This window comes from Citrobacter sp. Cpo091 (assembly GCF_030332645.1).
In the GTDB taxonomy this organism is placed as follows: domain Bacteria; phylum Pseudomonadota; class Gammaproteobacteria; order Enterobacterales; family Enterobacteriaceae; genus Citrobacter; species Citrobacter portucalensis.
Genome location: NZ_JAOWHL010000017.1, coordinates 130720 through 155060, shown reverse-complemented (window position 1 = coordinate 155060; position 24341 = coordinate 130720). Strand labels below are relative to the sequence as shown.

Below are 24341 nucleotides of genomic sequence, written 5' to 3'. Positions count from 1 at the left end.
TTAATTCATAGCGGCGGCGGACGTTACCCCGCCGCACAGCCGTTATTGCGCGAAAATCGGTAACAGCAGATACAGCTTAATCACCAGCGCGTTGACGATATCGATAAAGAACGCCCCCACCATCGGCACCACCAGAAACGCCATATGGGATGGTCCAAAACGTTCGGTAATCGCCTGCATGTTGGCAATCGCCGTCGGCGTCGCGCCGAGGCCAAAACCGCAGTGTCCGGCAGCCAGCACGGCGGCATCGTAGTTCTTACCCATCATGCGCCAGGTGACGAATATCGCGTACAGCGCCATGAAAATAGTCTGCACAACCAGGATTGCCAGCATCGGCAAGGCCAGTGAAGCCAGTTCCCACAACTTCAGGCTCATCAGCGCCATCGCCAGAAACAGCGACAGACTAACGTTACCCAGTACAGAAACCGCACGTTCGAACACCCGATAAAAGCCCAGTAGCGCCAGACCGTTACTGAGGATCACCCCAACAAACAGCACGCAGACGAAGGTCGGCAATTCCAGCACTGTTCCAACCAGCATTTGCGCAACGATTTTACCCACCGTCAGACAGATAGCGATCAGAGCAATGGTTTCAATCAGCACCAGCGAGGTGATCATGCGCCCAACGTCCGGCTTTTCAAATGCGGTCGGCACGGCCTGATCGTCCGGCATACCGTCTGGCGTGGTGGAGTGTTTGACCAGATAGCGTGCCACCGGGCCGCCAATCAGCCCACCCAACACCAGACCAAACGTTGCGCAAGCCATCGCCACTTCAGTCGCATTGGTGAAGCCATAACGTTCAATAAACAGCTTGCTCCACGCGGCCCCGGTTCCGTGTCCACCAGAGAGGGTGATCGAGCCAGCGATCAGACCCATCAGCGGGTCCAGACCCAGCAGGGTCGCCATACCAATACCGATGGCGTTTTGCATCAGCAACAAGCCAACAACCACAATCAGAAAGATACCCACCACGCGGCCACCAGCACGCAGACTGGCGATATTGGCGTTCAGACCGATAGTGGCGAAAAAGGCCAGCATCAGCGGATCGCGCAGGGTCATATCGAAGTTCACTTCCCAACCCATGCTTTTTTTCAGCACCAGCAGCGCAATCGCCACCAGCAATCCGCCTGCAACAGGTTCGGGAATGGTGTATTTTTTCAGAAAGGAAACAGACTGGACGAGCTTACGTCCCAGCAGCAACACAAGGGTTGCCGCAACCAGCGTTGATAACGTATCGAGATAAAACATTTACAGCTCCATTAGTGCGTTTAGCACAATCACGCACGATGCATTCCAGACCGATTTTTAGCTCTTATTGAGTTTTCGGAGTGGATTTTAAGCAGAAAATGATGAAAAGTTATATAAAAATGTTTGTTTATCCGTTTTAAATATTAAGAATACCTGCTAGCAAACGTTTGCTTTTCTGCCCTGGTCAGATAAAATCACCGCTTTTCCACCATGGGATTGCCTCTGATGTCCGTTAACGCCGTAGAGTCAACAAATGCGCAACCGGTTGCGCAGACTCACAACAGTGAACTGATTTACCGTCTTGAAGATCGCCCCCCGTTAGCCCAGACCCTGTTTGCCGCCTGCCAGCATCTGCTGGCCATGTTCGTCGCGGTGATCACCCCTGCTCTGTTAATTTGCCAGGCGCTTGGTTTACCGGCTCAGGATACTCAACACATTATCAGTATGTCGCTGTTCGCCTCCGGCGTGGCTTCTATCATTCAGATCAAAGCCTGGGGGCCGGTCGGCTCAGGGCTGCTATCCATTCAGGGCACCAGCTTTAACTTTGTTGCGCCACTGATTATGGGCGGTACGGCGCTAAAAACCGGTGGCGCAGATGTCCCAACCATGATGGCGGCGCTGTTCGGTACGCTGATGCTGGCAAGCTGCACCGAGATGGTTATCTCGCGTGTCCTGCACCTGGCGCGTCGTATTATTACTCCGCTGGTCTCAGGGGTGGTAGTGATGATTATCGGCCTGTCGTTGATTCAGGTGGGTCTGACATCGATTGGCGGTGGCTATGCCGCAATGAGCGACAACACCTTTGGTGCGCCGAAGAATTTACTGTTGGCAGGCGTGGTGCTGGCGCTAATCATCCTGCTTAACCGTCAACGCAACCCGTACCTGCGCGTTGCGTCATTGGTAATTGCGATGGCGGCAGGCTATCTGCTGGCCTGGTTTATGGACATGCTGCCGCAAAATACCGCACCGGTAAGTCAGGACCTGCTGATGGTGCCAACACCGCTGTATTATGGCCTGGGCATCGACTGGAGTTTACTGCTGCCGCTGATGCTGGTCTTTATGATCACTTCACTGGAAACCATCGGCGATATTACGGCTACCTCTGATGTCTCCGAGCAGCCGGTTTCTGGTCCGCTGTATATGAAGCGCCTGAAAGGCGGCGTGCTGGCGAACGGTCTGAACTCGTTTGTTTCCGCCGTGTTCAACACCTTCCCGAACTCCTGTTTTGGCCAGAACAATGGGGTTATTCAGTTAACAGGCGTTGCCAGCCGCTACGTTGGTTTTGTGGTGGCGCTGATGTTGATCGCGCTGGGCCTGTTCCCGGCAGTCAGCGGTTTTGTACAGCATATTCCTGAGCCGGTACTGGGCGGCGCAACGCTGGTGATGTTCGGTACTATCGCAGCATCCGGTGTGCGTATCGTGTCCCGCGAGCCGTTGAACCGCCGCGCGATTCTGATTATCGCGCTGTCGCTGGCCGTTGGTCTGGGTGTTTCCCAGCAGCCGCTGATTCTCCAGTTCGCCCCGGATTGGGTGAAAAACCTACTCTCTTCCGGTATCGCCGCTGGCGGTATTACCGCAATCGTTCTGAATCTGGTATTCCCACCAGAAAAGCAATAAGCAAAATGCGGCGTTGGTTCTGAATCAACGCCGCTGTAACGCTCTTTCACCATTCCCGCCTTGAGCATTGCGCCTAAATCGTGCATAACTTGACTATGTGCACTTCGCGGGATGGAAGACCATGAAATTTATTGGAAAGCTGCTTCTTTACGTGCTGATCGCCCTTGCAGTGGCGATTCTCGGCCTTTATTTTCTACTGCAAACCCGCTGGGGGGCAGAGCACGTCAGCGCCTGGGTTTCGGAGAACAGCAGCTACCATCTGGCGTTTGATGCCATCGATCACCGGTTTTCCTCCCCTTCCCATATTCTGCTGGAAAACGTCACCTTTGGCCGGGATGGTCAGCCCGCAACGCTGGTCGCTAAAACGGTCGATATTGGGCTGAGCAGCCGCCAAATCACCGACCCGCTGCACGTAGACACCATTTTGTTGCAAAACGGCACGCTGAATCTTTCCCAGCAAACCGCACCGCTGCCGTTCCAGGCCGATCGCCTGCAATTGCAGGATATGGCGCTTAACAGCCCCGGCAGCGAGTGGAATCTCAGCGCCCAGCGCGTTAACGGCGGCGTCATTCCCTGGAGCCCTAAGGCAGGTAAAATTCTCGGGAGCAAAGCGCAAATTCAGCTCAGCGCCAGTTCGTTGACGCTCAACGATGTTCCAACTACCAACGTCTTGATTGAAGGCAGCATCGACCATGACCGGGTGACGCTAAGCAATATTGGCGCTGACGTGGCGCGTGGGGCATTAACCGGCGTAGCGCAACGCAATGCCGACGGGAGCTGGGTTGTGGAGAATCTGCGCCTGAACGATATCCGGCTGCAAAGCGACAAATCGCTGGCCGACTTTTTTGCCCCGTTAAGCACTATTCCTTCCCTGCAAATTGGTCGTCTGGAAGTGACGGATGCCCGTCTGCAAGGCCCCGATTGGGCGGTGACGGATCTCGATCTGAGCTTGCGCAACATGACCTTCAGCAAGGACGACTGGCAAACTCAGGAAGGCAAACTGTCGATGAATGCCAGCGAGTTTATTTACGGCTCTCTGCACTTCTTCGATCCGATTCTGAACGCCGAGTTCTCACCGCAGGGCATTGCGCTGCGCCAGTTCACCACCCGCTGGGAAGGCGGTATGGTCAGAACATCCGGAAACTGGATGCGCAGCAACAAAGCGCTGGTCCTTGACGATGCCGCTATTGCTGGTCTGGAATACACGCTGCCGGAAAACTGGAAGCAGCTGTGGATGAAACCCCTGCCAGCGTGGCTAAACAGCCTGACGCTGAAGAAATTCAGCGCCAGCCGCAATCTGGTGATTGATATCGACCCGAATTTCCCGTGGCAGCTCACCGCGCTGGACGGCTACGGCGCTAACCTCGGGCTGGTACAGAACAATCAGTGGGGGATCTGGAGCGGGAGCGCCACCCTCAACGCTGCCGCAGCCACCTTTAACCGTACGGATGTGCGTCGTCCTTCTCTGGCGCTAACGGCAAACAGCAGCACCATCAATATCAGCGAACTGAGCGCCTATACGGAAAAAGGACTGCTGGAGGCCACCGCCAGCATTTCGCAGCTACCTCAGCGCCAGACGCAGGTCAGCCTGAACGGGCGCGGCGTGCCAATGACGATCCTGCAGCAGTGGGGCTGGCCCGCACTGCCGCTTTCCGGCGATGGCAACATCCAGCTTACCGCCAGCGGCAATATTCAGGCCGATGCGCCGCTCAAGCCAACGGTCAACGGTCAGCTGCATGCGGTGAACGTGGAGAAACAGCAGGTAACGCAAACCATGCAGGCGGGCGTGGTTTCGGGGAGTGAAGTCACTGCACCACCACCTGCACAATGATTTATTGCCCGGTGGCGCTTCGCTTACCGGGCCTACTCACGCTCATAAGTGAATATATTCACTGCACAACAGCCATTTCACCGGCTCGTCTTCTTCAATCACCGGGAAGCGACCGCCAGGTTCCAGAAAGTGGTTGTCATGCTGGTCGTCATTGACCATCGAGATTTCCCAGCCCAGCACAAACGCCTTCTCCGCCCAAAAGCGATGATACAAGCGCGGCGGCAGACACACTCCTTGTCCCGGTTTCAATACCAGCGTCTCGCCAGCGTTAATTGTACGCCGCTGACCATCCACGCTAACCTCAACAACGCGTCGGGCGTCATACTCATCATCAGGCGTGGCCCACGCCAGCTGCATACATAAATCACCGCCGCCGCGATTAACGATATCTTCCATTTTATGGCGATGAAAATGCCATGGCGTTTGCTGATCCTGCTGAATTTGCAGCATCTTTTCGGCATACGGTTTGGGGTAATCCGCTGACCCCATCAGACCATTGCGCAACGTTAGTAACGTCAGCCCTGTTTGCGCAAAATCTCCGTGCCCAAAGTCGGTAATATCCCAGCCCAACTGGAGATCGCGCACTTCACGCCACAGAGTTTGATCCTGTTGCCGCCAGGCATCGACCGTAAAATACGCAAAATCAGGCAGACAGACCCGAAAAGTCTCAGCGATGGCATGCGCTTTATCGACGGCATAATTAATGTGTGAACGCTTCATTCCACTTTTCCTTGTTGCGAAAGAGGCGGGTCGCCCCGCCTGCATGCCGTTAGTAAAGTGATGCTTTGCCGGTTGAACCGAACAGTTTCATTTTGTGGCGGATCACGTCCCGCGCGGCGCTAATGGCTTCCGGATAGATTACGTTCGGGTCCCACCAGGTTTCTTTCGCCAGGATTTCGCGGACTTTCTGGAAGTAGGCGTATTTCATATCGCTGGAAATGTTGATTTTGCCAACGCCCAGCGTCACGGATTCGGCAATTTCCGCATCCGGGTTCGCGGAACCACCGTGCAGCACCAGCGGAATATCCACACGTCCAGCGATATCGCGCAGGATGTTCATTTGCAGCTCTGGCTGCATCCCTTTCGGGTAGATCCCGTGCGCGGTTCCAATCGCCACCGCCAGCGTGTCTGCACCCGTTCGGGCGATAAAATCCTCTGCCTGAGCAGGATCGGTATAAGTAACCTTCGACACGCCGCCTTCCACTGACGTCCCGGTCTGGCCAATCGTTCCCAACTCCCCTTCTACCGAAACACCTACCGCATGCGCCAGTTTGACCACTTCGCGGGTCAGCGCCACATTCTCTTCATATGGCAGCAGCGAGCCATCAATCATCACCGAGGTAAACCCACACTGAATCGCCCGCAGGACATGCTCAACCGAAGCGCCGTGGTCCAGATGCAGAGTAAAGGGAACCGGGCTGCGCAGGGTGATATCACGGACGTAGCTAAAAAACGCATCGCCGACAAAATCATGTTCGCTGGGGTGAATGGAGATAATCGCCGGGGTATTGGTCGCCTCCGCTTCTTCCACTACTGCACGTACAAAGCAGCTGTCCGCCACGTTGAATGCGCCGATGGCAAAACCGTGCTGACGGGTAGGTTGCAGTAATTCTTTCATCGAAACTAACATGTTAATTCTCCAGTTTCAGGGTGTAGAAAGCCCTGCCAGTGCGTCATCGCAGAGGCATAGAAGGCGTTACAGAAAATGAATCAGGCTTTGCCGATAGCGCCGCTGGCCTGCAGGTACGGAATAATGGCTTCCTCGCAGGCCTGTTCCATCAGGGCCAGGGCATCAACGAGTTCACCGGATGTGTCGCGACATAGGGTATGCAGTAGCGCAGCCTTTCCGGCTTCGAAAACCGCCGCACCAACGTTTATCTTGGCGACACCAAACGTCGGGCAGCGTTGTAGCTGGTCAAACGGCGTCCCGCTGCCGCCATGCAGCGCCAGCGGAACCGTTGATAACCGGGCTATTTCCTCCAGCCGCTGGAAATCAATAGCAGGTGTGATGCCCGGCGCGTACATGCCGTGTGCCGTACCCACCGACACCGCCAGCAAATCGATCCCGGTCTGTTGGATAAAGGGTTCCACGTCGGCGGCCTGGGTCATCAAATCAGCGTTAGCGGCGTGGTCATAGCACGGAGCATCAGCCAGATGACCCAGCTCGCCTTCCACGCACAGAGAAACGCTGGCTGCAAGCTCAACCACCGCCCGGGTCTGGCGAATATTCTCCTCCAGCGCAAAGGCGGAGGCGTCGATCATTAAGCCGCTGAATCCGGCGCGAAAAGCCTGGCGAATGCGTACAGGATCCTTTCCATGATCCAGCGCCAGCGCGACCGGTACCGAGGCTTCCTCTGCCAGCGTTTTGACCACCGCTGCCGCTATCGGGGCCGGAAAATGCTCCAGATGCCCCTGATACAAATTCAGAATGATGGGCGCACGGTGTTTCTCCGCCACTCGCACCGCTGCGCGGGCGCTTTCCAGGTTCATACAGTTGATGGCCAGCAGCGCGTACTGCTCGCGCCAGGCTTTGGTCACCATGCTTTTCATATCGGCAAACATACGGCCTCCGGTTATTCCAGGGTGAAGGTGATTTCTTCGTCTTTCAGCTTTTGATCGCTGAGTTCGTCAAACTCTTCATCACGCTCGGTTACCGGTTTCTTCCACAGCGACAGCATGACGCCACAAATCACCGTACCGATCCCCAGCGCCAGGCAAAACAGCAGCGGATGCGTAAAGAGCGGAACCACAAACATGCCGCCATGCGGTACCGGGCTTTCGACACCCCACACCATAATCAGGCCACCCGCAATCGCCGAGGCCACCACGCAGGAGCCCACCACGCGCAGCAGGTCGCGCGCCGCAATCGGAATGACCCCTTCGGTAATCATGCAGATCCCCATCGGGAATGCGGCCTTCAGCGCCTCACGTTCCGCACGGGTGTACTTGTGACGCGTCAGCAGGAAAGAGAGCGTAATGCCAAATGGAGGGATCATCGAACCAACAAACTTCACCGCTTCCGGACCGTACACGCCGCTGACCAACATGCCGTCAGCAAACAGCGACATGGTTTTATTCACCGGCCCACCGAAGTCGAATGTCGCCATCGCACCGAGGATAGCGCCCATCAGAAAGCGGGATCCGCCCTGCATGGACTCCAGCAGATGAATCAACGCGTCCTGCAGCCAGGCAATCGGCTTGCCAATCAGCGTCATCATCAACAGGCCGCCGATAACGGTACTCAGTACCGGCAGCACCATGATGGGCATCAACCCCTGCATCGACTGCGGCAAACGGATATAGCGCTTGAGCAGCAGGACGGTATAACCGACCAGAAATCCGCCCAGCATCCCACCGATAAAACCGGTATGAATTTCTCCGCAGACGAAGCCGACAATCAGGCCCGGCGCGAATCCCGGACGGTCAGCAATGGAGTACGCAATCGCCGCACTAATCAGCGGTACGATTAACCCCATCCCCCAGCCGCCAATCTGGTTGAGCATCCAGGGAATGGTTCCTGTTTTTTCACCGACGTTAGTGCCGCCAAGTATTTGCCCGAGAGCAATACAGATCCCGGCGGCGACAATTAACGGGATCATCCACGAAATTCCCGTTAATAAATGTTTTTTTATTTCCTGAGATAGCGGAATTTTATTTTCACTCATGTGAAACCCCTCCAGAATGAGGATCGCTACTGGTTATTATTAACTAATGATTTTTCGACCTTTTCAAGAAACTGAATGGGCGATTTTATGACGATTTCAGTTTTTACTCGCACAATGCGTTTGTTTGAAAATCGCTCCTCCCCTTTTATTTTTACATCGACAGCAAGAATCACGACATCAGCCGCAGAAATATCTTCTGTTAGCAGTTCATTTTCTGTGCCAATGGTGCCCTGGGTTTCAACCTTTATATTATGACCAAGCGCTTTAGCACCTTTAATTAACTTCTCACGGGCAATATAGGTGTGCGCAATACCCGCCGTACAGGCGGCAACACAAACAATATTCATAACATGCTCCACATTTTATTTAGCAGACATTGGATTCAGCATATTGGCTAAAAAGCTCAATAATTTTTTGTGGACTACTTTCAACTAATAGTTGTTCAATAATGTCGTCATCTGCCAACGCGCCAGCAACCTGCGAAAGCAGACGAATATGGGTGGTGTTTTGATCTTCAAGACGTACGGCAAACAGAATAATGCAGCGCACGTTGCTGCCATCCAGGGTTTCCCAGGGAATATCCTCGCGGGTACGCCCAATCGCCAGCGTGGTATTGACCACCGCCGAGGATTTCCCGTGCGGGATCGCAATATGGTTTTCGAAGCCGGTCGAGCCTTCTGACTCACGTTGCCAGACATCCTGAATAAACGTTTCACGACAGCTAATTGCTCCATCTTTTTGCAGAATATCCGTCAGTTCCTCAATAGCCTCCGTTTTGCTTGTAGCCTTCATGTCCAAAATAACGCGATTTGTATTGAGTATTTTCGTGATGTCCATCAATCATACCTCATGGAGTTCAGACATTAATTTTCAACGACCAGCGACGTCGCCCGATGTAATTTTTCCGTAATAACCGTTTCTGTTACCCGCTTAATATCCGCATCATTGAAGAAGGCAGTGACATACACGACCGGCATGGCAACCGCGGGTAAATTAATCGTCGATACCACCAGTTCAATATCGTCCGTCAGTACAGTGGGCAGGCTGCCTGCCGACACCACGCCGACGATAGTCCAGTCCGGAAAGGCGCGCAGAATACGGCTTTTGAGTAAGTGAGAAGTGCCGATACCCGTTGAACAGACCAGCAGCACGCGTTTACGCGCTATCTGACGCTCCATTGCGGCCTGAAAATGCACGGTTAAATATCCCACTTCATCTTCCGACACGGCCCGCTCGCCCCAACCGCTAAACACCCTATTCACCGCACACTGGGTCAGACGCCACACGTCCTGCAACTCGCCTTTGATATCCTCCAGCAACGGATTACGAATGCGGATCTGGTAGTTCAGTCGGTTAATCAGCGGCTTAATGTGGATCAGCAATCCGTCATACAGCGCCGTGTCCTGGCTAAGATCGCTGTCGACCATCTCGGCGAAGGTGGCAATCAACCGATGGGTAATCAAACGCGCTTCGTCGCTGGAGTGCATATGACCAATCACGCTCACGTCATTATGCTCTTCAATCACCACACCCGAGGAGATAATGTATTGATATATAAACCAGACTTCGTCTTCCGGCAGCGGGTGGGCAATGCGTTTTTCGATATGCTGAATCATGCGACTGGCAATGGAAAATATGTTCTCATCACAGGTAGAGATGCTTTCTTCTTTTCTCGGAAGCGCATTGCCCCGCGTGATGCGGTACATCATGATCAGAATATGGGTAAAGATATTGACGTAATAAGGCTCGCCGAGCGACCAGCACAGGTCGTTCTCCATTTCCTGCAATAACGTCTGGACAAATAAAACGTCTTCTTCGCCAAAGTAATGCACTAAGGCTTTATAACTGCCCGGATCCAGGCGTGAATAAATCACGCTGCCGGGTTCATTATGGTTAATCACACCGTTAATCAACGATGCCATCGCCTGGCGCACACCGCTCTCGCTGCCTTCGATGTGCGTGCCGCTCTGACTGCGAATCAACGACAGGCCCAGTGGGGTAATCCAGGATTCAATTACTTTCAGATCGTTAACAATCGATGCGCTACTAATAAAATAACGTTCGGATAATTTACTGATCGACGTTTCATGCGGCGTTTCGCTTAATAATTGTGAAGCTATCTTGACTCGCCGTGAATTATTCATCATGCCGTCAGCATCATCACCCTCCGTTCCTAATAACTGGTCCATATATAAAAGGTCTGTAATATTATCAGCACTTAATATCACCCCAGCACCAGCACGTTTATCGATGGCTATTTTCCATTCTGATAACCATGGTTCCAGTAAGCGCAGATCGCGCTGCACAGTTTTCTCTGAAACAGATAAATATTCGGCAATTTTCAGCAGCGTGACATATTCCTTCTTAGACAGAAGAAATTTTAATAATCTGTTTTGTCGCGAGGTAATCATTTGCATTATTTACCCTTATTACATACCAGATTAAATATCTATACCCGTCATACTTCAAGCTGCATGTGCGTTGGCTTTCCTCGCTCACCCCAGTCACGTACTTATGTACGTTCAGGGGATTCGCTGCGTCGCCGCCTTCCTGCAACTCGAATTATTTAGGTTATAAAGAAGCATTTATGCTCCACGTGTAATCCGTGATGATAAATATAAGAGGACTACGATGCGCCAACAATACTAAATCGTGTCCTGTATTCCGGACAGAAATAAGACAAAAACGAGAAATAGTGAGATATTTACGGCGCAGATCACATTTTTCGCGGGATTCAGAGTGATATCGCTCGCAAATATGGGGAGATAAAAATTTAATTCAGGATGTTTTGGATTTTCAGATCTGGAATGCTGCTCGCAGCGTGGGCCGGATAAAACGCATTGCGTCGCCATCCAGCCCACGTTGAGATTTACTTACAGGGTAATCGTCAGCACATCCGCATCCGGCGTGACAACCGTTCCCCACTCACTGCCCACAGATGAGCCGCCCTTCACGCCGCTAACCTGCGTAATATTACGCAGACACAGCGTCCAGTTGCGCGCTTCGCCACTTCCTTGCACGGTGATGGTATTACCCGTGCGCGTCGCCTTCAGCGTGAAGATAACCGAACCGTCAGCCGCCGGGACTTCACAAATCGCCTCCCGACCCTCCTGCAGATGGAACAGCTGGAACGCCGTCCCTTCGTGCCAGGCGTAGTCCGGCTTCTGGTTATTGCAGCCCAGCGCCAGCAGTGTATTGTCGCGCACATAAACCGGCAGACTCAGGAACTCATGCTGCTGCTTATGCCAGCGGCTGCCCGCCACCTCGTCGTTACGCCACAGATGCGTCCAGCGTCCTTCCGGAAGATAGAACTGCACATCACCCACCTCGCTAAACACCGGCGCAACCATCACGCTATCGCCCAGCATGTACTGGCGGTCGAGATAATCACATGCCGGATCGTCCGGGAACTCCAGCATCATCGCGCGCATCATCGGTGTTCCGAGCTCATTGGCGCGAGCTGCTTCGCGATACAGGTACGGCATCATGCGGCATTTCTGCTCAGTGAAGTAGCGCACCACATCGCAGGATTCATCATCGTACGCCCATGGCACACGGTAGGATTTACTACCGTGCAGGCGGCTGTGGCTGGAGAGCAACCCGAACGCACACCAGCGCTTGTAGACGTGCGCCGGGGCGGTATTCTCAAAGCCGCCAATATCGTGACTCCAGAAGCCAAAGCCGGACAGGCCGATGGACAAGCCGCCGCGCAGGCTTTCGGCCATCGATTCATAGTTGGCGTAGCAGTCGCCGCCCCAGTGCACCGGGAACTGTTGCGCACCCACCGAGGCCGAACGGGCGAACAGCACTGCCTCTTCTTCACCGACGGTCTCTTTCAGCACGTTCCATACCAGTTCGTTGTAGATGTACGCATAATGGTTGTGCATTTTCTGCGGATCGGCACCGTCAAACCACTTAACGTCAGTAGGAATGCGTTCGCCAAAGTCAGTTTTGAAGCAGTCAACGCCGATATTCACCAGACCTTTCAGCTTGTTGGCATACCACTCGCAGGCTTCAGGATTGGTAAAGTCATAAATCGCCAGGCCCGGCTGCCATTTATCCCATTGCCACAGGGAGCCGTCCGGGCGCTTGAGCAGATAACCTTTCTCTTTCAGTTCATTGAACAGTGGGGATTTCTGGCCGATATAAGGATTTATCCATACGCAGACCTTCAGCCCTTTCTCTTTCAGGCGGCGGATCATACCTTCCGGGTCAGGGAAGGTCACCGGATCCCACTCAAAGTCGCACCACTGGAAGGCTTTCATCCAGAAGCAGTCGAAATGGAAGACGTGCAGCGGCAGATTGCGCTCGGCCATCCCGTCGATAAAACTGTTCACCGTCGCTTCATCGTAATTAGTGGTGAACGATGTAGTCAGCCACAGACCGAATGACCAGGCTGGCGGCAGTGCCGGACGACCGGTAAAGCGGGTATAGCGATCCAGCACCGCTTTCGGCGTAGGGCCGTCGATGACGAAATATTCCAGGTACTCGCTTTCAACGCTGAACTGCACTTTTGACACTTTCTCAGAGCCAATTTCAAACGACACGCACTGCGGATGGTTTACCAGCACGCCGTAACCACGGTTGGTGAGATAAAACGGGATGTTCTTGTAAGACTGCTCGGTACTGGTGCCACCATCGCGATTCCATGTTTCCACCGTCTGGCCGTTACGTACCAGCGCAGTAAAGCGCTCGCCCAGACCGTACACTGTTTCGCCAACGCCCAGATCCAGGCGTTCAAACATATAGTTTTTCCCGCTGTTGGTGTCCTGCACGTAGCCGTTATTTTTCAGCTGGCTGCCGGTAATACGTTCGCCGTTACGCAGGAAATCCAGCGACCAGAACTCACCTTTAGTGACCCGCACGCTCAAATTTCCGCTTTTCAGTTCGGCAAATTCAGCAGTGTTTTGTATCTCTACGTTGACGTCCTGCAGCACGTTCAGCGGATAGTGCGGACCGTTATCCAACGCGCCCTGGAAGTGTTCCATACGCACCCCAACCACGCCTTTCTGCGGCGAGAAAAAGCGCAGGGTGAAGAGTGGAGTATCCAGTTGCCAGGTACGTTCACGCACATCGCGCGGCGCAACGTAGACAATCATCTCGTTACCCTGTTGCTCGACCTCGAATACCTGAATCGGGTGAGTTAAATTCAGGCCAGGCTGCGTCAGCCAGTTTCCGTCGCTAATTTTCATCGTTGGTTCCTTAGTTCTGTAATTCTTTCGTCGAAAAATCCTGCTGATTGCGGTGCGCCCCCTGAGCCAGCTGACTCATGATTTCCGTCAGATACGGCGTTTTCAGGGTATAGAAGCGTTTGGCAATCACGGCACTCAACAGGTAACAAATAGCCGGGACAATCGTGAACAATGCGATAATGATGCTAATGGTGGCGCTGTTCTGGGTTTTCGCTGCGGCATCGTAACCGCCGCCCGCCAGCATCCAGCCGATCATCGCCCCGCCGAGCGCCAGACCCAGTTTGAGCACGAACAACGTTCCCGCGAAGCTGATCCCCGTCAGACGTTTTCCGTTACACCACTCGCCGTAATCAACGGTGTCGGACATCATCACCCACTGGATTGGCGTCACGAGCTGATGCAGTACGCCAATCACGAAGATGAAGGCGAACATGGTGAGATTTGCGTGCATCGGCACGAAAAACATTGCCAGACTGACGACCGCCAGCAGGGCGTTCGTCCACCAGAAGACGCTGACTTTGCATTTCCAGTCAGTCAGCGGTTTTGCCAGCGCAGAGCCGATAAGATTGCCGACGCAATAGGTGGTGAGGAAGGCGACAAACACTTCCGGGGTACCCAGAATCCAGGTGACGTAATACATCATCGCCCCGCCGCGTACGCAGACGGCCAGTATGTTGAGGATGGTCAGCAGGCCGACGATGCGCCATTGGTCGTTCTGCCAGATGTCGCGCAGGTCTTCACGCATTGAGTTGCTGCTCGGCGGCGCTTCCACACGTTCTTTGGTAGTGAAGAAGCAAAACGCCAGCATCAGGAACGCCACAACCGAGAGCACGGCAATCCCGCCCTGGAAGCCCAACGCTTTATCTTCGCCGCCAATCAGATTCACCAGCGGCATCATCAGCACGGTGGAGAGCATGCCGCCCGCCGTCGCCAGCACAAAGCGCCATGACTGCAGGGAGATACGCTGCGTTGGGTCATTGGTTATCACACCGCCCAGCGCGCAATAGGGAATATTCACCACGGTATAAAGCAGGGTCAGCAGCGTGTAGGTGATTGCGGCATAAATCATTTTGCCGTGCAGGCTGAGATCCGGCGTGCTGTAGGCGAGCACACAGACCAGACCAAATGGCAGAGCGCCAAACAGCACCCACGGGCGGAATTTCCCCCAGCGCGAACGGGTGCGGTCGGCGAGCAGTCCCATGCAAGGGTCTGAGATAGCATCCAGCGCGCGAGCCAGTAAGAACATCGTGCCGACAAAACCGGCCGGGATACCAAAAATATCGGTATAGAAGAACATCATATATAACATAACGTTATCAAAGATGATGTGGCTGGCGGCATCGCCCATGCCGTAGCCAATCTTCTCTTTAACGGACAAAATCTCACTTTTCATTACGCATCCTTGTTAGCACTTTCACACGCACTGATACCGGTTACAGTTCTTGTAAACCATCCCTGTGAGCGCGGGTATTCCGATATCTCGTTATCAAATTACGATTCTTGTTTTCTGTGATCAGAGTAGCGTCAAAAAATGTGTCTAAGTGTAAGTAATGGATTTTGCGGGGATTTATTTGAAACTGGTCATGGTATGGAGAAACGGAAGTTAAAAAAGTGAGTGAGGGGGTGTGGAAACGTTTGGAAGTAGCTATAATGCGCCCCGCCTCCATGTAGCAATCGAGGCGCGGAAGATCGTCATCTCCGGTGAGGTGGCTGGACTTCAAATCCAGTTGGGGCCGCCAGCGGTCCCGGGCAGGTTCGACTCCTGTGATCTTCCGCCAATTAGCCTCTACTGAACTCCACTGTCTCAAGTAAATCCCCTATAATACCCGCAATTAAAGCTGATTATGTTCTCCCGAGGTCTACTGTCTCTACCAGAATCAAGTGCATTCTGGGGGCATAATGGGGGGCATGATTTATAGCCCCATTTTGAGATGCCCCCAATGAAGCTAACAGTCAGACAAATCGACACAGCCAAGCCTAAAGAGAAGCCGTATAAGCTATCTGATGGTGGAGGCCTCTACCTTGAAGTAACTACCAACGGCTCACGTTACTGGCGTTTAAAGTATCGCTACGCAGGTAAAGAAAAGCGTCTTGCTTTCGGCGTTTATCCCGAGGTTTCTCTCGCTCAAGCACGCGAAAAGCGTGATGCTGCGAAAAAGCTGCTGTCTGCTGGAAGCGATCCCGGTGAAGTAAAGAAAGCAGAGAAAATTGCCCAAAAGCTTAACTATGAAAATACCTTCGAAGCTATTGCCCGTGAATGGCATCAGTTGAGAGCGGATCGTTGGTCATTACGCTATCGAGATGAAATTATTGATACCTTTGAAAAGGATATTTTCCCCTACATCGGTAAGCGCCCTATAGCTGAAATTAAGCCCATGGAATTGCTGGAAACCCTTCGTCGTATGGAAAAGCGTGGTGCATTAGAAAAGATGCGCAAAGTCAGACAGCGCTGCGGTGAAGTATTCCGTCATGCGATTGTGACCGGACGCGCTGAATACAATCCAGCACCCGATCTCGCCACAGCCCTCGCAACACCAAAGAAAACACATTTTCCATTCCTGACAGCCGAAGAACTCCCTCACTTTCTTAGGGATCTTGCCGGTTACACCGGTAGCGTTATTACCAAGACTGCGACTCAAATCATCATGCTTACAGGGGTACGAACTCAGGAATTACGTTTTGCCCGCTGGGAGGATATCAATTTTGAAAAGCGGCTTTGGGAGATCCCTGCTGAAGTGATGAAGATGAAACGACCACACATCGTTCCGATGTCGGGTCAGGTTGTCGAGCTCTTTGAGTCACTTAAACCTATTACCGGGCTATACCCACTGGTATTCGTCGGACGCAACGATCGAACGAAGCCGATCTCAAAGGAAAGCGTTAATCAGGTTATTGAGTTATTGGGATATAAAGGAAGGCTGACAGGACATGGTTTCCGCCACACGATGAGTACCATCCTCCATGAAGAAGGTTTTAACTCAGCGTGGATAGAAACGCAGCTAGCACATGTGGATAAGAACGCGATACGTGGGACTTACAACCATGCACAGTATTTGGAGGGGCGGAGAGAAATGATGCAGAAGTATGCAGATTATGTAGAAAGATTAGCCTCTCGAGGTGTGTGAAAATTCAGCAGTATAAAGATTCTCAACCCCTATTAGCATTCTTATAATAGAGATTGAGAATCTTTTTTTCCACCTATCTTAAAAGCTAAATACTTTATATTTAACTTACCCGAGCCCTGGAACGCTCCTGCTCACGAATTCGTGCCTCAATTTCGGCATAAAGATTAGCTTCAGCGTTTTCTCTGTCCGTTGCAGTAACAACTAATGCATAAGGTTCATGTTGGCTATTAAGTGGGGTGCCCCACTCACGATCATTTCTAGTTACAACCACAAACCACTTTTCATCTGGAGACCTTTGCTTAAAAGTCCAACTAGAGGATTGTACTGTACCATGATCACGTTGTTGTGCAGTAATAGAACGATTGCTTACCGCATCGTCATTCCTAGAATCAGTACCATCTTGTATATCATGATTAAAGTATTGCTGAACATCTTGCAACGAAGAACCTTTAACAAGCCTGTAAGATATTTGTGTTGCTGTATAATCTAATCGCGTTGTCCTGACTGCTGGTGAATACGCTAAAGTAATGTGCAGTTCTCTTACTGCTCGCTGAGTTCTTAAAAAAGATGTAGGTAATGGAAGCTCAAAGAATTGATGAGTGTCATCAGAGATTTGCTCTTCACACATCATAACAACTACTTCCTCGGACGAGCGATATAAACCATCTTCCTCAACAATTCCATATCCAACGACATCTCGAATAACACTACGATTTCGGGTTGAAGGTTCAGATTTATAATGTTCTGTAACCTCTTCTGAGAACGTATTCTCCATCTGCGGTGTCAGCGCTGCGTGATTGACAAGCATAGCTCGCAACATATTAGCAGACATATCTGGATATTCATTGAGTAAACGTGCAGCGAGGTGCGTGATATAAGGAGCAGAAAAACTAGTTCCACTTTGTTCAGAGAAAAGTGTACTTCCTTGGAATTGATGGTGGCAGCTTAGCACACCAAGTCCTCTGGCATGTTGTCGCCATTGACCTCCAGCATTACGCATAGGTGCCGCAAAGTTTCCACCGTGCGCAACTATTTCTGGTTTAAATGCACCTTTCACAGAAGGTCCATGCCGCGTGAATGGCGAAGGTTGATATTCACCTGCAGGGCTTAAATGGCTAATTTCATCAGCACGACGTTGAGCGTCAAATGTTGCATTATGCCTTGCATAGCTTCCTGCCGTTAGAGCATTGAGTGCGGGCGCTGGATCAATAATAACTGAGCTATCGTGGATTAAATAGCTGGGATACTCTGCCCGCCAACTTTCTACTGGAACATCAGGGTCAATGCTACCATTAAAATTACCTGCGGAAACTACGAAAAGAATATTGTGACGCCTCGCCAGCACATCAAGCACATAAGCAATACCTCGGATGTGCTTTCCATCGTAAGGCGCATTTGCATTGCCAAGTGATAAGTTAAAAATACGACATCCTAGACCAACGAAATATTCTACTGCTTCGGTCAAAGTTGTTTCAATCGTAGCAGTATCAAATTCCCCTTGGGCATTAAGAATTTTGCCATTATATAACCACATTGACGGTTGCCAGAAATTACTAGCATCGCAAGCCTCAACATCACCATATAGGGCAATACCTGCAACAGCAGTACCATGTCCAAAATGGTCAGATTCATCTTCATTATCCACGAAGCAGGCACTCTCAGCTATTGCACTACGCAATAATGGATGTGCGGTATTAATTCCACTATCAAGGATGCAAACTTTTACGGCATTAGGTAATGGAGATGGGATATATTCGGGGATAAAATTGATATCTTTGTTCAGTTTCTCATACGAGATTCCACTGACAGGAAGACGGTCCACCATTCGAACATCACGGTGCTCAAGCAGTTTTTCAGCTTGCTCTAAATTTACTCTTACCCGGTACATCAGCAAACTATCAAGATTAATTCTATCCAAGCGATGAATCATATTTTCACGGAGCCAGTTTTCAAATTCTCCGCAGATCCGAGCTCGAGAAGGATGTTGTGTCGTTTCTACCGGCCACAGCTCAACATCTAGACCAAAGGAATCTGAATCAGGAAACCCATACTGTTTCACTGACCAGCTTTTGCGATCCTCATTAGTCCAAACATCAACGCTATCCAATGCGGTTAAAATTTGCTGGTAGGTTATATGAGCGTGACCAAGCTGTGAAAGGTGTTCCTCAAAAAGAGCGATTCCTCGTTCATCAGCAAAGGCAATACATATTGTTTTATCTTCTTGACTGACGAACTCTATTCCATGCCTATCCATATGAGCAATATCTAACATCCCGGTATACTGTAACTTCAGCATATACCGACCATCATTATCCTTTCCTGGAATTTGTGGATTAGCTAATTGTGTAATGCTTCGTAATTGCTCAGACAAAATGCGTCCATGTAAACGCAAGTCAGCACGCTGTGTTCTCGGAATTTTGAACTGGCGTGTGCGTCTAGGGTTCTGAAGAGATTCTTTAGCAATACTAAGATGTTGATATTGTTCCGTCATTTATTATCCCTGACGAGTTTTGTTTATATTTTCCCGTAAAAGTGCATTCTTAAGATCTTTGAGAGTCAAAAACTCTTGGCTACGTAAAATCATTCTCTTGATTGCACGTCTTACAATCCGTTCTAAATCAGCACCACTTTTTCCAATGAATAGTGAGAGAACCTCATCGTCTTCAAGCTCAAACTGGCGGCGAATACCACGAAGTTTGAGTTTCATCAATTCTGACAACTGATGTTTATCGGGTAGTGGAAACTCGATAGCATCGTCAAAACGCCTCCAAATAGCACTATCCAGGATATGTTCATGGTTTGTTGCTGCAAGAATTAAGCTTTTTCCTTGGTATGCATCCATCATTTGTAAAACAGCATTCACAACTCGTCTTAACTCACCATGATCCCCACTATCCCCACGTTCTTTACCTATAGCATCAAACTCATCGAAGAGTACAACCATTGGGTATTGAGAGATAAAATCAAATATTTGGCGTAGGTTAGCAGCAGTTTCACCAAGATATGAAGAAACCAAAGTATCAAGCCTGACGATAGCCAACGGCATATCCAATTCACAAGCCACTACTTCTGCAGCAAGAGTTTTACCGCACCCAGGAGGACCAAAAAAAATAACTTTGCTGATAGCTTTCATTCCGTAAGTGCGTAACACATCAGCCCTACGATTTTCTTCAAGTATCTCTTCGACAGCATCTGAACTTGATTCAGGTAGTACGATTTCATCTAAAGAACGACTTGGCTGTCTAATATCTAGCAAGGGCAAGCCTCGTTCTTTGTCCACTGGCACTGGAGGTGCAGCGGGCACTCGAGAGGTTTGTATCGCGTGATCACCATAAAGAATATGTTCAAGGTCATTGGCAAGAAGATGATGTTGTTTTTGTCGTTCTTCTTCAATGATCACTTCCGAAACACGACGGAAGGCCGCGACATCACCTGTCGCTCCAGCTTTTATAAGCTGTCTGAGAACCTTACCGTTAGCCATCTATTTTCCCCTGAACATACACATACAAATCAAACCTTGAGTTCAGTTTAGCATCGGCGTTACGCCATAAGAAGTTCGTTCTATCAACATTTCGTGAATCCCTAAAGATTTTATTTGCATATCAGAACGGAGGTTAAATCCTTTAGGAAGTTGTATAAAAAATATTAATATCAATAAGTTAATCAAATCACTTATATCAGTTAAAAAATTTTCACGACAATGATTATATATGTTTTTTCGAATGTATTATTGCGATTTTAGACCTACAGAGTATCCTGTTATTAAACCTATCGGAGGACAGATGCTAGTCACTTCCCTACAACTCTTCAAAAATCTCTCTGATGAAACTCGTCTGGGCATCGTGCTGCTGCTTAGAGAGATGGGAGAGCTGTGCGTGTGCGACCTTTGCACTGCACTAGAACAGTCACAGCCCAAGATCTCCCGCCACCTGGCAATGCTCCGGGAAAGTGGTCTATTGCTGGATCGCAAACAGGGCAAGTGGGTTCACTACCGCTTATCCCCGCATATTCCTTCCTGGGCCGCTCAGGTGATTGAGCAGGCCTGGTTAAGCCAACAGGACGACGTACAGGTCATCGCCCGTAAGCTGGCATCGGCAAACTGCTCTGGTAGCGGTAAGGCTGTTTGTATCTAAAAAATTTGCCTGAACATATATGATTTTTCGAATGTGAGGTATTCAGAATGAAAACGTTAACGGTGTTTGACCCGGCAATGTGCTGCAGTACCGGCGTATGTGGCTCAGATGTCGATCAGGTTCTGGTTGATTTCTCTGCAGATGTGCAGTGGCTGAAAGGACGTGGTGTACAGGTTGAACGTTACAACCTGGCACAGCAGCCCATGAGCTTTGTTCAGAATGAGAAAGCGAAAACATTCCTCGAAGCATCTGGAGCAGAAGGGCTTCCGCTACTGCTGTTGGATGGCGAAACGGTGATGGCAGGGCGGTACCCAAAACGTGCTGAGCTGGCTCGCTGGTTCGGTATTCCGCTGGAGAAGGTAGGGTTAGCTCCCACCAGCTGCTGTGGTGGTAATACTTCCTGTTGCTGATATGTCAGGAGGACATATGAAATTCTTACAGAACATCCCGCCTTATCTGTTTTTTACCGGTAAGGGAGGCGTAGGAAAAACTTCCATTTCCTGCGCGACGGCTATCCGCCTTGCCGAACAGGGTAAGCGGGTTTTGCTGGTCAGTACCGATCCTGCCTCCAATGTCGGACAGGTATTCGACCAGGCTATCGGTAACACCATTCGCCCTGTGACGGCAGTTCCTGGGCTTTCTGCTCTGGAGATTGACCCGCAGGAAGCCGCCCAGCAATACCGCTCCAGAATCGTTGATCCTATCAAAGGTCTTCTGCCTGATGACGTTGTTAACAGTATCAGCGAACAGCTTTCAGGAGCCTGTACGACTGAGATTGCGGCGTTCGATGAGTTTACTGGCTTACTGACCGACGCTTCTCTGCTGACCCGCTTTGATCACATCATTTTTGATACAGCGCCGACGGGCCACACGATTCGCCTTCTCCAGCTTCCCGGTGCCTGGAGTAGCTTCATTGAAAGCAATCCAGATGGTGCTTCCTGTCTTGGCCCAATGGCCGGGCTGGAAAAGCAGCGTGAGCAGTATGCTCATGCAGTAGAGGCGTTATCCGATCCTGATCGTACCCGACTGGTTCTGGTTGCACGACTGCAAAAATCTACGCTGCAGGAAGTCGCCCGCACCCATGAAGAACTGGCTGCGATTGGGCTGAAAAACCAGTACCTAGTGATTAATGGTGTGCTGCCTACAACTGAAGCTGAACATGACGCCCTGGCCGCTGCGATATGGCAACGGGAACAAGAAGCGCTGGCAAATCTTCCTTCCGGGTTATCTGAGTTGCCGACAGACAGCTTATACCTTCAGCCGCTGAACATGGTTGGTGTCTCCGCGCTGAAAGGCCTGCTAAACGAATATGCTGAATCAGCATCGCTTCCTGTACAGAGCGAGAGCATGCAGATCAAGCCAGAGAATGTGTCGCTGTCTGCCATGGTTGATGATATCGCCCGTAGTGAACACGGTTTGATTATGCTGATGGGCAAAGGTGGCGTAGGTAAAACCACGATGGCTGCTGCCATCGCCGTCAGGCTGGCAGACATGGGATTTGACGTGCATCTCACGACCTCTGATCCTGCTGCGCACCTAAGTACAACGCTGAACGGCAGCCTCAAAAAACTTCAGGTCAGCCGCATCAACCCTCACGATGAAACCGAACGCTATCGCCAGCATGTTCTTGAGACGAAAGGCAGGGATCTGGACGAAGCAGGGAAACGGCTACTGGAAGAGGATTTGCGCTCTCCCTGTACTGAAGAAATTGCCGTGTTTCAGGCCTTTTCCAGGGTGATTCGTGAAGCGGGTAAACGGTTTGTTGTCATGGATACCGCCCCTACCGGACACACGCTGTTGCTGCTGGATGCGACCGGGGCTTACCACCGAGAGATTGCCAAAAAAATGGGGAGTAAAGGTCATTTTACTACCCCAATGATGCAGCTTCAGGACACGGAACGCACCAAAGTCCTGCTGGTCACTCTGCCTGAAACCACACCGGTACTGGAAGCGGCAAACCTGCAGTCCGATCTTGAGCGTGCGGGGATTCATCCGTGGGGCTGGATTATCAATAACAGCCTTTCCATTGCGGATACGAGTTCTCCGTTGCTTTGCCAGCGCGCCCAGCAGGAACAGCCTCAGATTGAGGCTGTTAAGAATCAGCACGCTAACCGTATAGCGCTCGTTCCGGTACTGGCTTCTGAGCCAGCCGGTATTGAAAAACTCAGAGAGTTGGCGAGTTAATTTTTTGTTTTTACAGGGCGGTAGAACCGCCCTGTCAGGAGGATGTATGTTACTGGCAGGCGCTATTTTTGTCCTGACCATTGTTTTGGTTATCTGGCAACCGAAGGGATTAGGGATCGGCTGGAGTGCAATGCTAGGCGCAGGACTGGCTTTGATATCTGGCGTTGTGCATGTAAGCGATATTCCGGTGGTGTGGAATATCGTCTGGAACGCGACAGCGACCTTTATTGCGGTGATTATCATCAGCCTGCTGCTCGATGAATCCGGCTTTTTCGAATGGGCAGCATTGCATGTTTCACGCTGGGGTAACGGTCGTGGCCGTTTGCTCTTTACGTATATCGTCCTGCTAGGTGCAGCGGTGGCGGCATTGTTTGCCAACGATGGTGCGGCATTGATTCTTACTCCAATTGTCATCGCCATGCTGCTTGCATTAGGTTTCAGTAAAGGTACTACGCTGGCATTTGTCATGGCCGCCGGGTTTATTGCCGATACGGCCAGTCTGCCGCTTATCGTGTCCAACCTGGTTAACATCGTTTCTGCAGACTTCTTTGGGCTGGGCTTCACTGAGTATGCGTCGGTAATGGTGCCGGTGGATATTGCCGCTATTATCGCCACGCTGGTGATGCTGCATCTGTTCTTCCGCAAGGATATTCCGCCGACTTACGACCTGGCTCTCCTGAAAGCACCGGCAAAAGCGATTAAAGATCTGGCAACCTTCAGAACCGGATGGATAGTGTTGATCCTTCTTCTGGTTGGCTTTTTTGTCCTTGAGCCGGTGGGTATCCCGGTCAGCGCGATTGCTGCTGTAGGAGCTGTCATTCTGTTTGCGGTGGCGAAACGAGGCCATGCCATTAACACTGGCAAAGTGCTTCGCGGTGCGCCATGGCAGATTGTCATCTTCTCATTGGGGATGTACCTGGTGGTCTACGGTCTGCGCAACGCTGGGCTAACCGAATACCTTTCAGGTGTGCTGAACGTACTGGCGGATAAAGGACTCTGGGTTGCGACGCTTGGTACTGGCTTCCTGACGGCTTTCCTGTCTTCCATCATGAACAACATGCCTACCGTGCTGGTTGGCGCTCTCTCTATTGATGGCAGCACTGCAACAGGCGTTATCAAAGAAGCGATGATCTACGCCAACGTGATTGGCTGCGATCTGGGCCCGAAAATTACACCTATTGGTAGCCTGGCAACGCTGCTCTGGCTGCATGTCCTTTCACAGAAGAATATGACCATCACCTGGGGATACTATTTCCGCACCGGGATCGTCATGACTCTGCCTGTGCTGTTTGTAACGCTGGCAGCGCTGGCGCTACGTCTCTCTTTCACTTTGTAATGAGATACTG

At 51.2% G+C, this 24341-nt stretch carries 19 protein-coding genes and 1 tRNA gene; 8 read left to right on the top strand and 12 right to left on the bottom strand.

Annotated features, from left to right (window positions below; genetic code table 11):
- Positions 1–42 precede the first annotated feature (42 nt).
- A complete protein-coding gene (gene gltS, locus OGY04_RS00830) occupies positions 43–1248 on the bottom strand; it encodes a sodium/glutamate symporter (RefSeq protein ID WP_003024029.1) in 1206 nt (401 codons plus the stop codon).
- A gap of 225 nt (positions 1249–1473) precedes the next feature.
- Between gltS and xanP the strand changes: the two genes are divergently transcribed.
- Together xanP and OGY04_RS00820 are read left to right on the top strand one after the other, a co-directional pair.
- The gene (gene xanP / locus OGY04_RS00825; protein WP_003024026.1) at positions 1474–2865 is read left to right on the top strand and encodes a xanthine/proton symporter XanP; all 1392 of its coding nucleotides are present in this window, start codon (positions 1474–1476) and stop codon (positions 2863–2865) included.
- A 121-nt stretch (positions 2866–2986) separates the two neighbouring features.
- Positions 2987–4696, top strand: coding sequence for an AsmA family protein (locus tag OGY04_RS00820; protein WP_286584600.1), 1710 nt, complete (start codon positions 2987–2989; stop codon positions 4694–4696).
- A 42-nt stretch (positions 4697–4738) separates the two neighbouring features.
- Here OGY04_RS00820 and OGY04_RS00815 read toward each other — a convergent pair whose 3' ends face one another.
- The 9 genes from OGY04_RS00815 to OGY04_RS00775 form a co-directional block, all read right to left on the bottom strand.
- Positions 4739–5416, bottom strand: coding sequence for a D-lyxose/D-mannose family sugar isomerase (locus OGY04_RS00815; protein WP_186412852.1), 678 nt, complete (start codon positions 5414–5416; stop codon positions 4739–4741).
- A gap of 49 nt (positions 5417–5465) precedes the next feature.
- Positions 5466–6326, bottom strand: a complete 861-nt coding sequence (locus tag OGY04_RS00810; RefSeq protein WP_003024018.1) for a ketose-bisphosphate aldolase — start codon at positions 6324–6326, stop codon at positions 5466–5468.
- An 80-nt stretch (positions 6327–6406) separates the two neighbouring features.
- The gene (locus tag OGY04_RS00805) at positions 6407–7258 is read right to left on the bottom strand and encodes a class II fructose-bisphosphate aldolase (protein WP_032945395.1); all 852 of its coding nucleotides are present in this window, start codon (positions 7256–7258) and stop codon (positions 6407–6409) included.
- A gap of 11 nt (positions 7259–7269) precedes the next feature.
- Positions 7270–8361 (bottom strand): PTS fructose transporter subunit IIC, encoded by a 1092-nt coding sequence (locus OGY04_RS00800; RefSeq protein WP_003827232.1) that lies wholly within the window; start codon positions 8359–8361, stop codon positions 7270–7272.
- A 26-nt stretch (positions 8362–8387) separates the two neighbouring features.
- Positions 8388–8708: a PTS fructose transporter subunit IIB gene (locus OGY04_RS00795; protein WP_003827230.1), complete on the bottom strand. Its 321-nt coding sequence runs from the start codon at positions 8706–8708 to the stop codon at positions 8388–8390.
- A gap of 19 nt (positions 8709–8727) precedes the next feature.
- Positions 8728–9198, bottom strand: a complete 471-nt coding sequence (locus OGY04_RS00790; protein WP_128316420.1) for a PTS sugar transporter subunit IIA — start codon at positions 9196–9198, stop codon at positions 8728–8730.
- Between the two features lie 26 nt (positions 9199–9224).
- A complete protein-coding gene (locus tag OGY04_RS00785; RefSeq protein WP_032945399.1) occupies positions 9225–10778 on the bottom strand; it encodes a BglG family transcription antiterminator in 1554 nt (517 codons plus the stop codon).
- Positions 10779–11234: 456 nt separating this feature from the next.
- Positions 11235–13553: an alpha-xylosidase gene (yicI, locus tag OGY04_RS00780; RefSeq protein WP_286584594.1), complete on the bottom strand. Its 2319-nt coding sequence runs from the start codon at positions 13551–13553 to the stop codon at positions 11235–11237.
- A 10-nt stretch (positions 13554–13563) separates the two neighbouring features.
- Positions 13564–14946: a glycoside-pentoside-hexuronide family transporter gene (locus OGY04_RS00775; protein ID WP_103014665.1), complete on the bottom strand. Its 1383-nt coding sequence runs from the start codon at positions 14944–14946 to the stop codon at positions 13564–13566.
- Positions 14947–15236: 290 nt separating this feature from the next.
- Between OGY04_RS00775 and OGY04_RS00770 the strand changes: the two genes are divergently transcribed.
- Together OGY04_RS00770 and OGY04_RS00765 are read left to right on the top strand one after the other, a co-directional pair.
- Positions 15237–15331, top strand: a tRNA-Sec gene (locus OGY04_RS00770).
- Positions 15332–15493: 162 nt separating this feature from the next.
- Positions 15494–16678, top strand: a complete 1185-nt coding sequence (locus OGY04_RS00765; protein ID WP_096080152.1) for a tyrosine-type recombinase/integrase — start codon at positions 15494–15496, stop codon at positions 16676–16678.
- A 100-nt stretch (positions 16679–16778) separates the two neighbouring features.
- On the opposite strand, the gene OGY04_RS00760 is transcribed toward OGY04_RS00765, so the two are convergent.
- Both OGY04_RS00760 and OGY04_RS00755 read right to left on the bottom strand, forming a co-directional pair.
- Positions 16779–19169 (bottom strand): S8 family peptidase, encoded by a 2391-nt coding sequence (locus OGY04_RS00760; protein WP_096080153.1) that lies wholly within the window; start codon positions 19167–19169, stop codon positions 16779–16781.
- Positions 19170–19172: 3 nt separating this feature from the next.
- On the bottom strand, positions 19173–20159 hold the full coding sequence (locus OGY04_RS00755; protein WP_032294507.1) for an AAA family ATPase: 987 nt from the start codon (positions 20157–20159) through the stop codon (positions 19173–19175).
- 301 nt (positions 20160–20460) lie between these two features.
- Here OGY04_RS00755 and arsR point away from each other — a divergent pair, with 301 nt between their 5' ends.
- Genes arsR through arsB form a run of 4 tightly spaced genes read left to right on the top strand, consistent with a single transcriptional unit; the run spans position 20461 to position 24331 of the window.
- Complete coding sequence (arsR, locus tag OGY04_RS00750; protein ID WP_096080154.1) at positions 20461–20811, top strand: As(III)-sensing metalloregulatory transcriptional repressor ArsR; 351 nt, start codon at positions 20461–20463, stop codon at positions 20809–20811.
- A 47-nt stretch (positions 20812–20858) separates the two neighbouring features.
- Entirely contained in the window at positions 20859–21221 is a 363-nt protein-coding gene (gene arsD, locus OGY04_RS00745; protein ID WP_057067457.1) for an arsenite efflux transporter metallochaperone ArsD, read from the top strand.
- A gap of 16 nt (positions 21222–21237) precedes the next feature.
- Positions 21238–22995: an arsenite efflux transporter ATPase subunit ArsA gene (gene arsA / locus OGY04_RS00740; protein ID WP_096080155.1), complete on the top strand. Its 1758-nt coding sequence runs from the start codon at positions 21238–21240 to the stop codon at positions 22993–22995.
- 46 nt (positions 22996–23041) lie between these two features.
- Complete coding sequence (arsB, locus tag OGY04_RS00735) at positions 23042–24331, top strand: arsenite efflux transporter membrane subunit ArsB (RefSeq protein ID WP_016538086.1); 1290 nt, start codon at positions 23042–23044, stop codon at positions 24329–24331.
- Positions 24332–24341 lie beyond the last annotated feature (10 nt).

Excerpts from the sequence above, each read along its gene's own strand:
- gltS (WP_003024029.1), bottom strand. The coding sequence starts at position 1,248 with ATGTTTTATCTCGATACGTTATCAACGCTGGTTGCGGCAACCCTTGTG.
- arsD (WP_057067457.1), top strand. The coding sequence starts at position 20,859 with ATGAAAACGTTAACGGTGTTTGACCCGGCAATGTGCTGCAGTACCGGC.
- OGY04_RS00760 (WP_096080153.1), bottom strand. The coding sequence starts at position 19,169 with ATGACGGAACAATATCAACATCTTAGTATTGCTAAAGAATCTCTTCAG.
- OGY04_RS00790 (WP_128316420.1), bottom strand. The coding sequence starts at position 9,198 with ATGGACATCACGAAAATACTCAATACAAATCGCGTTATTTTGGACATG.
- OGY04_RS00815 (WP_186412852.1), bottom strand. The coding sequence starts at position 5,416 with ATGAAGCGTTCACACATTAATTATGCCGTCGATAAAGCGCATGCCATC.
- OGY04_RS00800 (WP_003827232.1), bottom strand. The coding sequence starts at position 8,361 with ATGAGTGAAAATAAAATTCCGCTATCTCAGGAAATAAAAAAACATTTA.
- OGY04_RS00755 (WP_032294507.1), bottom strand. The coding sequence starts at position 20,159 with ATGGCTAACGGTAAGGTTCTCAGACAGCTTATAAAAGCTGGAGCGACA.
- OGY04_RS00775 (WP_103014665.1), bottom strand. The coding sequence starts at position 14,946 with ATGAAAAGTGAGATTTTGTCCGTTAAAGAGAAGATTGGCTACGGCATG.
- OGY04_RS00820 (WP_286584600.1), top strand. The coding sequence starts at position 2,987 with ATGAAATTTATTGGAAAGCTGCTTCTTTACGTGCTGATCGCCCTTGCA.
- xanP (WP_003024026.1), top strand. The coding sequence starts at position 1,474 with ATGTCCGTTAACGCCGTAGAGTCAACAAATGCGCAACCGGTTGCGCAG.
- arsA (WP_096080155.1), top strand. The coding sequence starts at position 21,238 with ATGAAATTCTTACAGAACATCCCGCCTTATCTGTTTTTTACCGGTAAG.
- arsR (WP_096080154.1), top strand. The coding sequence starts at position 20,461 with ATGCTAGTCACTTCCCTACAACTCTTCAAAAATCTCTCTGATGAAACT.
- OGY04_RS00765 (WP_096080152.1), top strand. The coding sequence starts at position 15,494 with ATGAAGCTAACAGTCAGACAAATCGACACAGCCAAGCCTAAAGAGAAG.
- arsB (WP_016538086.1), top strand. The coding sequence starts at position 23,042 with ATGTTACTGGCAGGCGCTATTTTTGTCCTGACCATTGTTTTGGTTATC.
- OGY04_RS00795 (WP_003827230.1), bottom strand. The coding sequence starts at position 8,708 with ATGAATATTGTTTGTGTTGCCGCCTGTACGGCGGGTATTGCGCACACC.
- OGY04_RS00805 (WP_032945395.1), bottom strand. The coding sequence starts at position 7,258 with ATGTTTGCCGATATGAAAAGCATGGTGACCAAAGCCTGGCGCGAGCAG.
- yicI (WP_286584594.1), bottom strand. The coding sequence starts at position 13,553 with ATGAAAATTAGCGACGGAAACTGGCTGACGCAGCCTGGCCTGAATTTA.
- OGY04_RS00785 (WP_032945399.1), bottom strand. The coding sequence starts at position 10,778 with ATGCAAATGATTACCTCGCGACAAAACAGATTATTAAAATTTCTTCTG.
- OGY04_RS00810 (WP_003024018.1), bottom strand. The coding sequence starts at position 6,326 with ATGTTAGTTTCGATGAAAGAATTACTGCAACCTACCCGTCAGCACGGT.